The sequence below is a fragment of the Streptomyces sp. R302 genome, from assembly GCF_012927245.1.
Classification (GTDB): Bacteria; Actinomycetota; Actinomycetes; order Streptomycetales; family Streptomycetaceae; genus Streptomyces.
Map to the genome: position 1 here is coordinate 311,125 of NZ_JABBGE010000003.1, position 15,474 is coordinate 326,598.

The following is a 15,474-nucleotide window of genomic DNA, read 5'->3' on the forward strand; positions in this document are numbered from 1 at the left end:
GGTGATCCAGGAGACGCCGTTCTCGGTGGAGTGGAGTACGTCGGAGGAGGACACGCGGGCTCCTATCGGCAGATCGGCGGATCGGCGGATCCATCGGCGGACCTATCGGCAGACCGCCAGCGCGTCCAGGGCCACCGCGCCCTGCCCGCGCGGCAGCACCATCAGCGGGTTGATGTCGAGTTCGGAGAGGTCGCCGTCGAGTTCGAGGGCCATCCGCTGGACCCGGAGCACGACTTCGACGAGCGCGTCGACGTCGGCCGGCGGTGCGCCGCGTACGCCGTCGAGGAGGGCTCGGCCGCGCAGTTCGTCCAGCATCGAGCGGGCCTCCGGCTCGCCGAAGGGCGGGACGCGGACGGCGGTGTCGTTCAGGACCTCCACCAGGACGCCGCCGAGGCCGACCGTGACCGTGGGGCCGAAGAGGTCGTCCCGGGTGACGCCGACGACCATCTCGACGCCTGTGCCGACCATCTGGCAGACGAGGATGCCGTCGAGGTCGATCTCCTCGTAGCGGGCGATGTCGGTGAGGTCGCGGTACGCGTCGCGGACCTGGCTCGCGGAGGTCAGGCCGACCTTCACAAGTCCGAGCTCCGTCTTGTGGGCGAGCCGCGCGCCCGAGGCCTTCATCACCACCGGGTAGCCGACGAGGCCGGCCGCCCGGACGGCCGCCGCCGCGCTCGTCACCAGCTGCTCGCGCGGGACGCGGATGCCGTACGCGCGCAGCAGCTGCTTGGCGGCGTGCTCGCTGAGCCGCTGCCCCGGCCGCATCAGGGCCTGGGCCTTGCGGAAGGACGGGGAGGGGGTGCGGGGGGCCTCGTCGAAGGGGGAGCGGTAGCCGGCGGTGAAGCGGTGGTGGTCGAGGTAGGCCTTCACGGCGCCGATGCAGTTGGCGAAGGTGCGGAAGGTGGCGACGCGGGAGGAGCCGAGGAGGGTGGTCCGGTAGGCGTCCTCGGTGCCGACGGGCGAGCCCCACACCACGCACACCAGCTTGTCGGTGGCCTCGGCGGCCTCCACCAGGTCCTGTGCGAGCCGGTCGCTCATCGGGGGGAAGGGGCCGGTGATCGGGCAGATCAGCACGCCCACGGACGGGTCGGCGAGGATCGCGTCGATGATCTTCCGGCCGCGCCAGTCGCCGACGGGGTGGCCGCCGTTGTCGACGGGGTTGGCGACGTGGAGGTACTCCGGGATCCACTGGTGCAGTTCGGCCTGCTTGGCGTCGCCCAGGGGCGGGAGGGTCAGGCCCGCCGCCGTCGCGAGGTCGGCGAAGTGGGCGCCCGTACCGCCGGAGATCGAGTAGACGACGACGCCCTCGGCGAGCGGCGCGCGGGCGCGGGCGAGGAGGGCCGCGGTGTCCTGGAGCTGGTCGAGGCCGTCGACGCGGATGACGCCGAACTGCCGCATGGCCGCGTCCACGACCCGGTCCGCGCCGGTCAGCTTCCCGGTGTGGGAGGCGGCGGTGCGGGCGCCGGTCTCGGTCCTGCCGACCTTCACGGCCACCACGGGCACGCCCTCGCGGGCGGCGCGGTCGGCGGCGAGCAGGAACGACCGCCCGTCCTTGAGCCCTTCCACGTACGCGGCGATGGCGCCGACCTCCGGCAGGGAGGCGAAGTACGAGACGAAGTCGGCGGTCTCCAGGTCGGCCTCGTTGCCGGTCGGCGCCCAGTGGGAGAGGCGGACGCCCAGTTCCTGGAGGGTGAAGACGGGCCGGCCCTGGTGTCCGGACTGGGTGATGAGGGCGACGGCGGGGCCTTCGAGGTCGTCGCGGAAGCGCTCGAAGGCGTTGAGGTTGGTGTTGGGTCCGAGGAGGCGGATGCCGGTACGGCGCACGGCCTCGGCGAGCCGCTCCTGCGCGGCGGCCCCGGAGGCGCCGGTCTCGGCGAAGCCGGAGGCGAAGGCGACGGCGAACCGCACCCCGGCCTCGCCGAGCTCCTCGACGACGGGCAGCGGGTCGGCGACGAGGAGGACGGCGAGGTCCACGGGCTCCGCCAGCTCCTTGACGGAGCGCACGCAGTCGATGCCGAAGACGGCGGTACGGGTCGGGTGCACGGGTACGAGCTCCGCGCCGACCCGCTCGGCCCAGGCGAGCAGCTGCCGGGTGATGCCGGTGTTGGGCCGCCCTTCGGTGTCGGAGGCGCCGACGACGGCGACGGACCGGGGCCGGAAGAAGCGGTCGAGGTCGGGGACCCCGGCGTACAGCTCCCGTCCGCTGACGTCCCGGTCGCCGGGCGCGGCGGCGTGCCCGTGGACGGCGGTGCGGGGGGATTCCCCGCAGGCGTCCACGCGGGCGCGCAGACCGGTGGTGAAGGTGCCGTGAGTCGATCCAAGCATCGTTGCGCTCCGCCCTTCCGTGCAGGACGCGTCCCGGACAAGTGACCTGACGCATAGTCAGATTACAGAACTGACGGCTAGTCAGGAATGGGGCGGTGCGGAGGAAGGGGTGTGGAGCAAGGGTCGTGGAGGGAGAGGGGGGCCTACTTCCGGGCGATGCGGCGCGCGATGCGTTCCGCGTCCCGGGAGAGTTCGCGGAGCATGCCGCTGATCGGGTTGGTGAAGCCGGTGAAGTAGAGGCCGGGGTGGCCCTCCGGGCTGCGGGGGCCTCGGGCGAGGGGGCGGCCGCGATCGTCGAGGACGCCGCCGAGGTGGCCGACGAGCGGTTCGAGGGCGCGGCGGTAGCCGGTGGCGGCGACGACCGCGTCCGGGGCGATCCGGGTGCCGTCGGCGAGGACGACCTCGGTGCCCTCCAGGGCCTCGACGGCCGCGACGACCTCGACCTTCCCGGCGCGCACGGCGTCGATCAGGCCGACGTCCTGGACCGGGATCGCGCCGGCCCGGGCGCGGGTGGCGAGGCCCGTGTCGGGGCGGGGGAGGCCGTGGGCGGTGAGGTCGGGGACGGCGAGCCGGGCCAGGCCGGCGCCGAGCCGGTCCACCAGGCGGGGCGGGAGGCGGCGGATCAGGATGCCGGTGCGCTGGGCGGGCCAGCCGGCGGTGGTGCGGCGCACGATGTGCGGGGCGGTGCGGACGGCGAGCCTGACCCGGGCGGCGCCGCCCCCGGCGAGGTCGGCGGCGATCTCGGCGCCGGTGTTCCCGACGCCGACGACGAGCACGTCCTTGCCCGCGTACGGCTCCGGGGTGCGGTACTCGCGGGCGTGGATCAGCTCGCCCCGGTACGAGTCGAGGCCCGGCCACGCGGGGACGGACGGGGTGTGGTTGTAGCCGGTGGCGACGACCACGGCCCGGCCGGTGAGCCGCCGCCCGCCGCTCGCGTGCAGCGTCCAGGACCCGGTGCCGTCCGCGGCGGGTTCGATCCGGTGCACCTCGACGCCGGTGACGACGTCCAGCTCGTGCTTCTCGGCGTACGCCTCCAGGTAGCGGACGAGGTCGGCGCGGGCGACCCAGCGGCCGTACGCGCGGGGTATCCGCAGCCCGGGCAGGCCGGAGAGGCGGCGGGTGGTGTGCAGCCGCAGCCGGTCGTAGTGGCCGCGCCAGGAGGTGCCGACGGACCCGGACTTCTCCAGGACCACGGCGCGGACGCCGCGGGCGCGCAGGGTGGCGGCGACCGCGAGCCCGCCGGGGCCGGCGCCGATGACGTACACCGGTTCTTGGGGGGTGGTGGTGACCATGAATGCTGAGCGTAATGACGTGTACACGTAGTGGGTCTCGGTCGAGAAGGGATTTCGGTTGCGAATCGGTCACGCGCGCAGCCCCCTTGCGGAGGGCGGGGGTGCTGCGCTGAACTGACGTACCGTCAGATCCCGGATCCCGGATCCCGGATCCCGGATCCCGGATCCCGGATCCCGGATCCCGGATCTCAGGGCCCCGCCGAGGAGGACCACCCATGCAGACCGTCTGGCTCACCGGCGCCGAATGGCTCGCCGTCCTCCGTATAGGCCTCGGCCTGTGGTGGCTGGAGAGCTGGCGCCACAAGGACAGGAAGGGCTGGTTCGAGCGCGGCACCGGCATCGCCTGGGCGGCGGACGTGGCGTCCAAGCACCGATGGGCACCGGTGCGGAAGGGCTTCGACGCGATCGTCGCCCCGCGCCCCCGCCTCATGGCGTACGTCGTCGTCTACGCCGAGCTGGCCCTCGGCCTGGGCCTGATATCCGGCTTCCTCACCCCGGTGGCCCTGGCCGCCGGCCTCCTCCTCAACCTCCTCTACCTCGTCCTCATGATCCACGACTGGGCCGAGCAGGGGCAGAACGCGATGATGGCGCTGATCTCCCTCGTGGCCCTCTTCGCCATGTCCTGGCAGACCTGGTCCCTCGACGCCGCGATCGGACTCTTCTCATGACGGCCACCCCCGACGTCGACGCCTTCACCCGCGCCTACTGGGACGCCGCCGCCGAGGGCCGCCTCCTGATCCGCCACTGCCGGACCTGCGACCGCCCCCACCACTACCCCCGCGAGTTCTGCCCGCACTGCTGGAGCGAGGACGTCGACTGGGTCCCCGCGAGCGGCCGCGCCACGCTCTACACGTGGTCCGTCGTCCACCGCAACGACCTCCCGCCCTTCGGCGCCCGCGTCCCCTACGTGGCGGCCGTCGTCGACCTGGCGGAGGGCCCGCGCATGATGACGGAGGTCGTGGACGTCCCGGAGCCCGAACTCCACGTGGGCATGGCCCTGACGGTCGCCTTCCGGGCGGGCGAGGGCGGAGTGGCCGTACCGGTCTTCACCGCGGGCCGCTCCTAGAGGGTGAGAGACCCGGCGCCGCCTACAGAGCGCCGATGTTGCGCCAGAACTGGCTGGGCCAGGAGGTGTTGCAGGCGAAGGAGGACACCCCGCCGGGGTTGGCGGACAGGCACTGGCTGTTGCTCACGTTCTTCAGCTGTCGCCCGGCCGACGTGGAGGCGGCGAACTTCCAGGACTGGTTGCTCGCGCCGGTGCAGGCGGCGACGGAGGCGGTGATGGACTCGGTGAACTGGAGGCACTTGTTGGAGCCCTTGCTGACCAGCCGGAAGGTGCCGTCCCCGTTGGACCTGTACGTCCAGGAGTAGGACGCCGACTCGGGCCTGGAGCCGCACGCTACCGAGCTGACGGTGACGGCGAACCCCTGGTCGTACTCCGCCAGGCAGTTGCCGCTCGTCCCGTTCTCCAGGGAGTACGTCCCCGAGGGCCCCGAACCGCCGCTGCCGGAGGTCGGCGGTGGCTTGGGCGCGGTCGTGGTGGGGTGGGGCGCGGTGGTGGTCGAACCGCCGGAGGTCGAACCGCCGGAGGTCGAACCGCCCGAGGTCGTACTCCCCGAGGTCGAACCTCCTGAGGTGCCCCCCGACGTGGTGGAGGAGCCCCCCGATGAGCCCCCCGAAGAGCCCCCGGACGATCCGCCGGAGGTCGACGTACCGCCCCCGCCGGTCGTCGACGAGCCGCCGCCCCCGCCCCCGCCGCCTGTGACGCTTCCGCCGCCGTCCGCGGGCGGCGGCGGGGCGCCCGGCGGCACGGAGGTCGTGGACGCCGAGGCGGACGCGGACGTGGACGCCGAGCCCGACGGCTTCGCGGAGGTCGAGGGCTTCGCGCCGGGGACGGACGCGGACGGCTGCGACGCCGACGGGGAGATCACGGCGGTCGGCTGGGCGGAGGGGCGGCCGCCCGCGCCCGCCTTGCCGATCTCGTACGGGCCCAGGGTCAGGGTCAGGGTCGTGCCGGTGGTGATGACGACGGGCACGGCCAGCATGACCAGGCGGTTGCGCCGCTTGTGCTCCTTGCCGGACGCCTGCTTTCCGGCGAGGACGTACGCGGGGTCGGTCGCCGGGGTCTGCGGGGTCAGCGGGGCCGTGTCGACGTCCTTCGACGGGTCGGCGGCCTCCAGTTCGGCCAGGGCCTCGGCGGTCGGCGCGCCGGCGGCGAAGGCGGTCCGTTCCGCGATCCGCGCCCTGACCGCCTCGGGCCACGCGACCCCTGCCGCGCGCGCGTCCGCGTGCCCGACGAGTTCGGTGGCGGTCGGCCGGTCCGCGGGGTCCTTGGCGAGGCACGTACGGACGAGGTCGGCGAGATCGGGGTCGGTGTCCGGGAGCCGTCCGAAGTCCGGCTCGCCGTGGACGACCCGGTAGAGCAGGTCGTGCCCGGAGCCGTCCCCGAACGGCGGCCGTCCGTTGGCCGCGTACAGGACGAGGCTGCCGAGGGCGAAGACGTCCGCCGCGCCCGTCAGCACCTTGTCCGCGACGGCCTGCTCGGGCGCCATGTACGCGGGCGTCCCGATGATCATGCCGGTCTTGGTCAGCCGGCTCTGGTCGGCCGCGCGCGCCACGCCGAAGTCGATGAGCGAGAGCCCGTCCTCGGTGAGCATCACGTTCGACGGCTTGAGGTCCCGGTGCACCATCTCCGCCGCGTGCACCGTCCGCAGCCCCGCCGCCGCCTCCCGCAGCAGCCGCCACAGGGCCTCCGCGGGCAGCGGTCCGCCGTTGAGCCGCAGCGCGTCGTTGAGCGTCACGCCCGGGATGAACTCGGTCGCGAACCACGGCGGCTTCGCCAGCCGGTCGCTCGCCAGCAGCTTGGTGCTCGCCCCACCGGGCAGCCGCGCCAGGTTGTCCAGCTCGTGCCCGAAGTGGCTGAGGAAGTCCTTGTCCTCCGCGAGCGAGGGCAGCACCCTCTTCACGGCCGCGTACGTCCCCGGGACCGCGCCCAGGTAGACACGGCCCATGCCGCCGGAGCCGAGCACTCCGAGCAGGCGGAACGCGCCGATGCGGCGCGGGTCGTCCGCGTCGAGCGGTATCGCTCCGCTCCCGGCCAAACTAGAGTCGTTTTCCAATTCCCCCTGCATGGGCCACAGGGTAGCCCAGTGCGATGACCATCTGAATCGCCGTCAAGGCGTTGTTACGCGGCTGTGGTTGAAGGTTCGGTGGAGGGGGCGCCAAGGGGGAGTGAACTCGGCGCGGCCGGGACGGTAGGCGCGGCCGGGACGGTCAGCGCGGCCGGGACGGGAGCCAGCCGTGCTGGACCGCCCGTACGCCCGCCTCGAACCGGCTGCGCGCGCCGAGGCGCTCCATCAGGTCCGTGGCGATCCGCCGGGCCGTGCGCTGCGAGACCCCGAGCCGCTTGGCGATCGCCTCGTCCGTGTAGCCCTCGGAGAGCAGCTGGACGGTGGTCGCCTCCGGCCCCGTCAGCCCCTGCGGGTTGCGCGCACCCGCCTCGCCCAGCGGCTGCGCGGCCGCCCAGGTCGTCTCGAAGAGCGCGCACAGCGCGGTGAGCGTGCCCTGCCCGGTGAGGACCACGGCGCCGGCGGCGGTGTCGTCGCTGTCGACCGGGATGACGGCGGTCGAGCGGTCCGTGATGATCATGCGGGTCGGCAGCACGGGCACGGTCCGGATCTGCGCGCCGCGCTCCGACAGCCAGGAGACGTACTCGACGGTGTGCGGGCTGTTGCGCGCGCTGTCGAGGTAGATGGTCCGCATCCGGATGCCGCGGTCGAGGAGCGCCTCGTTGAGCGGGCGGGCCGCCGCTATGGACTCCGGGGTGTGCGCCCCGTCGGGGGCGAAGGTCATCACCTCGGTGGTCATCTCACGGGTGAGCCGGGTCAGGGTCTCGCGGATCCGGTCGAGCCCGACGAGCTGCTCCACGCCCGGACTCGGCGACTGGGGCCGCAGGTCGGCGAACTCGGCGATCAGCCGGGCGGCGGCGGCCCGCGAGGTCTCCACCCGCTGCTGCTGGGCGGCGAGTTCGGCGTGCTGGCGGGCGAGCAGGATCTCCATCCCGATGTCCGGCGAGACGGCCCGGAGTCCGCCCTCCCGCTCGGCGGAGGGCTGGACGAGCGCGAGCTCGCTCAGCAGGTCCAGGGCGTCCCGCACCTGCTCCTCGGTCTGTCCCGCGGCCCCGGCGAGGGCGGCCACACCGGCCCGCGGCTCCGCCAGCATCGCGCGATAGACGGCCTCCGCGCACGCGTCGAGACCCAGTACAGCCAGCATCCTCAGCCCCCCCGAGAGACTTCATCAGCAACCTGTTCAAGCCACGTGATCATGCCATAGCGGATCTCCGAGTGGCATGGTCGGGAGGCGGGTTGGACGGAAGGGGCCAGGGCCGGAAGGGGCCTCTGGTCAGCGGTATCGCCGGGCGTCCCGCCCTGTTTGGCTCATAGGTATGTACCTCGTCCACGCCCGCATGGCCGCCCCCGGCGGCGGCGCCACCGCCCTGCCCTCCCGCGCCCGCGTCCGCGCGCTCGTCCTCGGCCGGGCCCGGCCCGAGGAGCGCGTCGAGCACGTCGCCGTCCACCCGCACGCGCTGCCCCACCCCGTCCTCGGCTTCTACGTCCTGGCGGACCGGCTCGCCGAGGCGGAGGCGACGGCCCGCGCCGTGTGCCGGCGCGTCCTGCGCGACTGCCCCGAGTTCGACGGCTGGTCCCTCCTGGAGGCCGAGGTCCCGCTGATGGCACCCCTCCTCGAACGGGAGCTGTCCCTTTCCGGCCCCGGACCCCGGGTGCTGGACGGAAAGGTCCAAGGCCCTTTCGGGCCACCCGGAACCCCTTCCGGCGGCTCTGACCAGCGACGAAAGTAGTGATCGCCGGAAGGGACACCGACCGGCGGGGCAGGAGCCGAAAGCGCGTCACCGCGGGATGCGACCGGTTCGGGCCACACACCTGGACATCCGTCCGGGTGCACCGACACCCAGAAGAGGACTTCGCCATGATCCGCACCCGTCTCGCCCTGGCCGCCGCGGTCGCCACCCTCGCCCTCGCCGCCCCCGCCGCCGCCCTGGCCGCGGACCTCACCGCCGGCCCGGCCACCCCGCACGTCTCGGCCGCGGCGCTCCCCGGCGACGGCTCGGTCATCGACACGACCGACGACATGATCTGGCAGTAAGCCCCCCCCTGGGCACCGGCCCTTTTCGGTCACCGGCCTCGCCCCTCTCCCGCCCGTCGGCGTCGTCTCCCGACCGCTGCTCCTGCAGGGCAGCAGTCGTACGGACCGCGTGCGGGCCCCACCGAAAACCTTCCTCCGCAGGACCCTTACCCGAAGGATCTGACATGTCCATGTCTTCCCGCACCCGTCGTACCCTCTCCGGCACCGGCGTCATCCTCGCCGCCATGGGCTGCACCCTGAGCCTCGCCACCGCCCCGGCCTTCGCCGACACCACCTCCCAGGCCGCCGCCCTGGCCCGGGCCCAGCTCGGCGACCACGCCTGCTCGACCAACTCCCTCGGCGGCACCGGCTTCATGACGAGCTGCAACACGTCCACGGGGTACGAAGCGGAGCCCTGGTGCGCCGACTTCGTGAAGTGGGTCTGGAAGAACTCGGACTTCAACGTCAACGGCACGACCGCCGCGGCCTCCTCCTTCTACTCCTACGGCCAGACGAACGGCACGCTGCACACCTCGTCCTCGTACCAGCCGCAGGTCGGCGACGCCGTGGTCTTCAACTACTCGAACGGCTGGGCCCAGCACGTCGGCATGGTCACCGCCGTCAACGCGGACGGCTCGATCCTCACCACCCACGGCAACTGGAGCGACAAGGTCGCCGACGTCGCGGTGAGCGCCTCGCAGAAGCAGGTCGGCGACACGCCGAGCGGCATCGGCCAGCGCATCAGCGCCTACATCTCCCCGGTCGGCGCGACCCCCGCCTCGTACAGCAAGGGCGACCGCGACTTCACCGGTGACCTCAACGACGACCTGCTCGGCGTGAGCGCGAGCGACGGCAAGCTGCGGATGTACGCGGGCAACGGCGACGGCGCGTTCGCCTCGCACGAGGTCGGCCCGGGCTGGGGCGCGATGGACAAGGTGAAGGCGGCCGACTTCAACAACGACGGCGACGCCGACCTGGTCGCCCGTGCGTCCGCCACCGGCGAGCTCCACCTCTACCTCGGCAACGGCAACGGCGGCTTCAAGTCCCACACCGTCATCGGCACCGGCTGGAACGCGATGGAGGACTTCGTCGCCGGCGACTTCACGGGCGACGGCAAGGCCGACATCGCCGCCGTCCGCAAGGACGACGCCACCCTGCGCCTCTACTCCGGCACCGGCACGGACGTCACCTACACCAAGCAGATCGGCTCCGGCTGGTCGGGCATGTCGAAGCTCGCCGCCGGTGACTTCAACGGCGACGGCCGCGCGGACCTCGTCGCCCAGGTCGACGCCACGGCCAACCTCAACCTGTACGTCGGTACGTCCACCGGCGTCGCCCCCGCCATCCAGATCGGCCAGAACTGGAGCGGCATCGGCAAGCTCACCCTCGCCGACATCGACAGCGACGGCCGCGCCGACGTCGTCGCCACCATCGCCTCCTCCGGCGACCTCTACCTCTACAAGAGCCAGAGCAACAGCCTGAAGGCGGGCGTCAAGGTCGGCCAGGGCTGGGGCGGCATGAGCCACCTCATCTAAGCGGCACCGAAACCCCGGGGCCCGTCCCTCCCTCCGAGGACGGGCCCCGGCCCCTGCCCCCCGACCCAGCCCCTCCCCTCGAATCGAAGGCCACCATGTCGCTCGCCGCCGCCCCTCGCCGCTCCGCCGCCGCAACCCTCCTCGCCGCCGTCGCCCTCGGACTCCTCTCCGCTCCCTCCGCCTCGGCCGCCTCCGTCGCCACCTGGGACAAGGTCGCCCAGTGCGAGAGCGGCGGCAACTGGTCCATCAACACCGGCAACGGCTACTACGGCGGCCTCCAGTTCGCCAAGTCCACCTGGGACGGCTTCGGCGGCGGCGCCTACGCCTCCTACCCCCACCAGGCGTCCAAGAAGGAACAGATCCTCATCGCCGAGAAGGTCCTCGCCGTCCAGGGCCCCGGCGCCTGGCCCACCTGCGGCGCCGCCGCCGGCCTCGGCACCGACCACGCCGACCCGTACCCGGCCCAGCCCGCCGTCCAGCGCGACCACGACTTCACCGGCGACGGCAACGACGACCTGCTCGGCGTGAGCGCGAGCGACGGCAAGCTGCGGATGTACGCGGGCAACGGCGCGGGCGGCTTCGCCTCGCACGAGGTCGGCCCGGGCTGGGGCGCTATGGACAAGGTGAAGGCGGCCGACTTCAACAACGACGGCGACGCCGACCTGGTCGCCCGTGCGTCCGCCACCGGCGAGCTCCACCTCTACCTCGGCAACGGCGGCGGCGGCTTCAAGTCCCACACCGTCATCGGCACCGGCTGGAACACGATGGAGGACTTCGTCGCCGGCGACTTCACGGGCGACGGCAAGGCCGACATCGCCGCGGTCCGCAAGGACGACGCCACCCTGCGCCTCTACTCCGGCACCGGCACGGACGTCACGTACACCAAGCAGATCGGCTCCGGCTGGTCGGGCATGTCGAAGCTCGCCGCCGGTGACTTCAACGGCGACGGCCGCGCGGACCTGGTCGCCCAGGTCGACGCCACGGCCAACCTCAACCTGTACGTCGGTACGTCCACCGGCGTCGCCCCCGCCATCCAGATCGGCCAGAACTGGAGCGGCATCGGCAAGCTCACCCTCGCCGACATCGACAGCGACGGCCGCGCCGACGTCGTCGCCACCATCGCGAGCTCGGGCGACCTGTACCACTACGCCAGCATGAGCAACAGCCTCAAGTCCGGCGTCAAGATCGGCCAGGGCTGGGGCGGCATGACCCACCTCGCCTGACCCGTACGTACGAGACCGCCCGGCCTGTCACCCAGGCCGGGCGGCTCCGTCATGCCCGCCCGGCCGCCCCCACGAACGCGGCCCACGCCGCCGGGGCGACGGCGAGCTGGGGGCCGTGGGGGACCTTGGAGTCACGGACGTGGATGAGGGTGGGGTGAGCGGCGACCTCGACACAGTTGCCGCCTTCACCGCTGCTGTAGCTGGACTTGCGCCAGTCATAGGCGACTTCGATGCAGTTGCCGCCCTCGGGGCCGCTGTAGCTGCTCTTGAACCAGGCAAGATCCGCGGTGCTCATCGTTCTCCCAGCAGTTTCTCGATCCAGGTCAGGGACTCCCGCTTGGTGAGTGCCTGTGAGCGCAGGATTCCATAACGCTCCGAGTGCTGGCGAACCTCTTCTGGGTCGGTGATCAGCCGCGGGTGCCCGTAGAGCTCGGTGTACGCGACCTCGCGCCGCCCCGGGGGCGTCAGCAGCGTGAACGCCCCGCCCAGGTAGGGGTGCTCCTCGCTGTCGAGCGGCAGAATCTGGAGTTCGACAGTCCGGCGCTGGCCGATCTCCAGGATGCGCTGCAACTGTTCACGATGGATCTCCCGCCCGCCGAAGGGGCGGAGTAGGACGGCCGCCTCCAGGAGGAAGGTGAGGGTCGGTGCGGGCCAGCGCTCGAAGAGCGTCTGGCGCGAGATCCGGTCGGCAAGCCGTTTCTCGATGGTCTGCTCGTCCAGCATCGGGCGGCTGCGCTCGAACAGTGACCGCGCGTACGCGGGCGTCTGAAGAACGCCCGGCACCGCCTGCACCTCGTAATAGTGCGCAGCCAGCGCCCGCGCCTCCTCCTTCGCGAAGCTCTGGAACCAGTCCGGATGCCGCACCCGCGCCCGGGACAGGGCCTTCTCGGTGTCCTCGACCGCCGCCGTCAGCACCCCCGTACCCCCCAGCGCGCCGTCCGCCAGCAGCAGGAAGTCCGGCTGCGGGGTCCGTACGCCGCGCTCGATCGCGGAGATCAGGTCCTCGCTGCAGTGCGTGATCGTGGCGAGCTGTGCCTGGCTCAGGCCCGCGTTCGTGCGCAGGACCTTGATGATCTTCCCCAGCGCCTTGAACAAGTGCGCCGTACCGTCTACTTCGGAGGGCTTCTCCGGCCGCTCCTCGTGTTTCCCCGACATCCGTACCGCCCTCTTGGCGTACCCGTACAGTTACCCAGCGTCGTGGCGTCGCTGCTGTTCAGCGTAGGTCGCGGGCCCCACTCTCGGAGTCATGAAGCCCGAAATCACCACTCCAACAAGTGAGTACGCGCCGGAGTTCGCGCTCCGTCTGACACCCACGCCCCGGGGCGCGCGCCTGGCCCGGCTGCTGGCGGCGCACCAGTTGCGGGCGTGGGGGGTGGCGGGGGCCGCGGCGGAGGCGGCGGAGCTGGTGGTGGCCGAGCTCGCGAACAACGCGGTGCAGCACGGGCGGGTGCCCGGGCGGGACTTCGAGCTGCGGATGGAGCGGGAGGGCGGGCACGTACGGGTGGAGCTGTCGGACGCGCGCGGCGAGTGCCGGCCGTTACCGTCCGCCGAGCCCGACGAGGGCGGCTACGGGCTGCTGCTCGTGGCCACCCTCGCGACGGACTGGGGCGTCAGGGACCGCACGGTCGGCAAGACGGTCTGGGCGATCGTCCCGCGTCGGTAGGGGTCAGGCGAAGAGGTTGAACGTCCGCCCGATATGGACGGTGTTCAGTCGTTCCACGGGGCGGAACGGCGTACGCCACGCGCCCGTGCCCCGGTAGAAGCCGGGCGACGGGTTGCCGTACTCGACGTCGGCGACGTACAGGTCGGGCCTGCCGTCCCGGTCGACGTCGCCGGAGCCGATCAGGTCGTCGTAGCGCTGCCAGCCGCCGCCGATCTTCGTGCGCGGGGCGAAGGTGCCGTCGCCCTTGCCGAGGTACAGCCAGAGGACGCCGTCACGGTCGCGGGCGACCAGGTCTCCGGCGGCCGCTCCGGCGATGTTGCCGGTGGCGGCGAGGCGGTCGTAGGTCTGCCAGCCGCCGGACCCGATCAGCCGGCGGGTGGCGAAGGGCGCGGACACGGAGCCCGTGCTCCGGTAGAGCCAGAGGCGGCCGGACCGGTCGGTGGCGACCAGGTCGGGGCGGCCGTCGCCGGTGAGGTCGCTGCCGCCGGTCAGGTGCACGTACGTGTTCCAGCCGCCACCGATCTTGCGGCGGGCCGTGAAGGTGCCGTCGCCCTTGCTGAGGTACAGCCAGAGGGCGCCGTCGCGGTCGCGGGCGACGACGTCGGGGGCGGCGGCCCCGGCGATGTTGCCGGTGGCCTCGATCCGGTCGTACACCTGCCATCCGCCGCCGACGAGGGAATCCGGGTTCTGGGCGGTCCCCGTCCAGCCGGGGTCGTGGTGGACATCCTGGATCCACAGCCGGCCCGCGGTGTCCCGGGCCAGGATGTCCGGCGAGCCGTCGCTGTCGTAGTCGTGCGCGCCGGTCTTGCGGGTGACGGTGAAGGAGCCGGACTCCTTCAGAGCGGGCCCGATGCCGTTGCGCGGGGTCGCGGTGATCTGCCAGGTGTACGGGCCGGCCGAGGCGGCGGTGCGGAAGCCGGGGTCTCCGTGCCAGTCGAGGTTTCCGTCCCAGTCGAACCGCATCGGCGGCCAGTCCTCGCCCCGCGTCGACACGCCGACGTACTCCGTGATCGACTCGCCCGTGCGGGTGTTGCGGAGGGTGACCGTCATGTCGACGTTGTTCCGGCTGAGGTCCCAGGCCATGGAGAACCCGCCGCCGGTGCGGTCGAGGTCCAGGGTCGTGGGGATGTTGTGCCGGAGCAGGGCGACCTGCGTCGGGGCGCCCGTCGAGGCGACCAGGGAGGCGACCGGGACGCCGTCCGTGCCGGGGGCTATCCGGTAGAGGCCCTCGCCGCCGGCGACGGTGCCGCCGAGGAAGCCGTGGGCGTCGCCCGGGGCGTCGATGCCGGACACCGTGTGGTCGAGGAGCTTGCGGGTGGCGGTGGAGGTGAGGCTGCGGGCGGTCAGCGCGTTGGCCGTCTCGTTGCCGTACTCCTGGAGGCCGCCGGGGCGGGAGTACGTGATCCACTTCCCGACGAGGCCGATGGAGAGCCGGGGCGCCTCGGGCACCTTGAAGCGCTGGACCTTCTGCGTGGCGCGGTCGAGGACGACGACGGTGGCCGCCGTGCCCTCGGCCTCGGTCCAGGCGACGTACCCGGCGGAGAGGGCGAAGTCGGTGTACTGGCCGGGGGTGCCGGTCCGGTGGGTGGAGACGACGGTGGCCGAGGGGATGTCCAGGACCGCCAGGTGGCGGACGAGGTCCGCCCCCGAGCCGGTCGTGTACCGCACCAGGGCCTCGTTGCCGGCCGCCGCCACGACGTGCTGCCCGGCCGCGCCGAGGTGCAGCCCGCTCGCCGTCCGGCGCACCGGACCGTTCGTGCCGGGGGAGTGGAGTTCGAGGGGGCCTTCGCCAGAGTCGGTCGTGGAGGTGAAGAGGGTGGAGCCGACGGCCCCCGCGTACTGGTTCGGGCGCATCGGCACGGAGAGCAGGTCGGCGCCGGTCTCCATGGACCGCAGCGTGGTCTTGCTGTATCCCCGGAGCACCACCACGTCCGAGTCGTGGGAGCCGAAGGCGTCGCTGTCGTACGGGAAGGTCGTCACCGCCCCGTCGGACAGCCGGGTCCAGCGCTTGACGTTCGGATCGGCCGCGTCCCAGGTCAGGAACCCGGTCCGCCCCAGCCCCCAGACGGTGTCACCGGGCTTGAAGAGCGGAGCCGTCACGTCCGACGTCGCCGCGGGCGCGGCGACGGGCAGCGCGCCGGTCCCGGTGGCGGCACCGGCCGGGAGGACGGCGGGGCCGGCGGTGGCCATCAGGACGACGGCGACGACCGCGCCGAGACGGCGGTGTGCGGTGGATCTGGGGTGGGTCAAGAGTCGTGCCTCTCAGGAGTGGGGGGGGGAGGGAGGAAGCCGGG

The 15,474-nt window shown here is 72.8% G+C and carries 14 protein-coding genes; 7 read left to right on the forward strand and 7 right to left on the reverse strand.

The features are described 5' to 3' along the window. Positions 1-102: 102 nt before the first annotated feature. Complete coding sequence (locus tag HHL19_RS11025) at positions 103-2,325, reverse strand: acetate--CoA ligase family protein (protein WP_169088175.1); 2,223 nt, start codon at positions 2,323-2,325, stop codon at positions 103-105. A 143-nt stretch (positions 2,326-2,468) separates the two neighbouring features. Further along, the gene (locus tag HHL19_RS11030; protein WP_169088177.1) at positions 2,469-3,617 is read right to left on the reverse strand and encodes an NAD(P)/FAD-dependent oxidoreductase; all 1,149 of its coding nucleotides are present in this window, start codon (positions 3,615-3,617) and stop codon (positions 2,469-2,471) included. A gap of 215 nt (positions 3,618-3,832) precedes the next feature. On the opposite strand from HHL19_RS11030, the gene HHL19_RS11035 reads away from it, so the two are divergent. Both HHL19_RS11035 and HHL19_RS11040 read left to right on the forward strand, forming a co-directional pair. Further along, positions 3,833-4,285 (forward strand): DoxX family membrane protein, encoded by a 453-nt coding sequence (locus tag HHL19_RS11035; protein ID WP_169088179.1) that lies wholly within the window; start codon positions 3,833-3,835, stop codon positions 4,283-4,285. Next, positions 4,282-4,683: an OB-fold domain-containing protein gene (locus HHL19_RS11040; protein ID WP_169088181.1), complete on the forward strand. Its 402-nt coding sequence runs from the start codon at positions 4,282-4,284 to the stop codon at positions 4,681-4,683. Before HHL19_RS11035 ends, HHL19_RS11040 begins: the two co-directional genes overlap by 4 nt. A gap of 22 nt (positions 4,684-4,705) precedes the next feature. On the opposite strand, the gene HHL19_RS11045 is transcribed toward HHL19_RS11040, so the two are convergent. Together HHL19_RS11045 and HHL19_RS11050 are read right to left on the reverse strand one after the other, a co-directional pair. Continuing rightward, complete coding sequence (locus tag HHL19_RS11045) at positions 4,706-6,718, reverse strand: protein kinase (protein ID WP_240981532.1); 2,013 nt, start codon at positions 6,716-6,718, stop codon at positions 4,706-4,708. Positions 6,719-6,890: 172 nt separating this feature from the next. Next, positions 6,891-7,889: a helix-turn-helix transcriptional regulator gene (locus HHL19_RS11050; protein ID WP_169088185.1), complete on the reverse strand. Its 999-nt coding sequence runs from the start codon at positions 7,887-7,889 to the stop codon at positions 6,891-6,893. A 172-nt stretch (positions 7,890-8,061) separates the two neighbouring features. Here HHL19_RS11050 and HHL19_RS11055 point away from each other — a divergent pair, with 172 nt between their 5' ends. The 4 genes from HHL19_RS11055 to HHL19_RS38090 all read left to right on the forward strand — a co-directional run bounded on the left by HHL19_RS11055 (position 8,062) and on the right by HHL19_RS38090 (position 11,517). Next, positions 8,062-8,475, forward strand: coding sequence for a hypothetical protein (locus HHL19_RS11055; RefSeq protein WP_169088187.1), 414 nt, complete (start codon positions 8,062-8,064; stop codon positions 8,473-8,475). A 128-nt stretch (positions 8,476-8,603) separates the two neighbouring features. Then, positions 8,604-8,780 carry a hypothetical protein gene (locus tag HHL19_RS11060; protein ID WP_169088189.1) on the forward strand — a complete coding sequence of 59 codons (177 nt, stop codon included), beginning with the start codon at positions 8,604-8,606 and terminating at the stop codon, positions 8,778-8,780. A gap of 164 nt (positions 8,781-8,944) precedes the next feature. Further along, a complete protein-coding gene (locus HHL19_RS11065) occupies positions 8,945-10,294 on the forward strand; it encodes an FG-GAP-like repeat-containing protein (RefSeq protein ID WP_240981533.1) in 1,350 nt (449 codons plus the stop codon). Between the two features lie 95 nt (positions 10,295-10,389). Beyond that, on the forward strand, positions 10,390-11,517 hold the full coding sequence (locus HHL19_RS38090; RefSeq protein WP_169088191.1) for an FG-GAP-like repeat-containing protein: 1,128 nt from the start codon (positions 10,390-10,392) through the stop codon (positions 11,515-11,517). Positions 11,518-11,566: 49 nt separating this feature from the next. On the opposite strand, the gene HHL19_RS11075 is transcribed toward HHL19_RS38090, so the two are convergent. Beyond that, a complete protein-coding gene (locus tag HHL19_RS11075; protein WP_169088193.1) occupies positions 11,567-11,812 on the reverse strand; it encodes a DUF397 domain-containing protein in 246 nt (81 codons plus the stop codon). Beyond that, complete coding sequence (locus HHL19_RS11080) at positions 11,809-12,672, reverse strand: helix-turn-helix transcriptional regulator (protein WP_169088195.1); 864 nt, start codon at positions 12,670-12,672, stop codon at positions 11,809-11,811. Before HHL19_RS11080 ends, HHL19_RS11075 begins: the two co-directional genes overlap by 4 nt. 91 nt (positions 12,673-12,763) lie before the next feature. Between HHL19_RS11080 and HHL19_RS11085 the strand changes: the two genes are divergently transcribed. Then, positions 12,764-13,180 carry an ATP-binding protein gene (locus tag HHL19_RS11085; RefSeq protein ID WP_169088197.1) on the forward strand — a complete coding sequence of 139 codons (417 nt, stop codon included), beginning with the start codon at positions 12,764-12,766 and terminating at the stop codon, positions 13,178-13,180. 3 nt (positions 13,181-13,183) lie between these two features. On the opposite strand, the gene HHL19_RS11090 is transcribed toward HHL19_RS11085, so the two are convergent. Beyond that, complete coding sequence (locus HHL19_RS11090) at positions 13,184-15,430, reverse strand: VCBS repeat-containing protein (protein ID WP_169088199.1); 2,247 nt, start codon at positions 15,428-15,430, stop codon at positions 13,184-13,186. Positions 15,431-15,474: the final 44 nt, after the last annotated feature.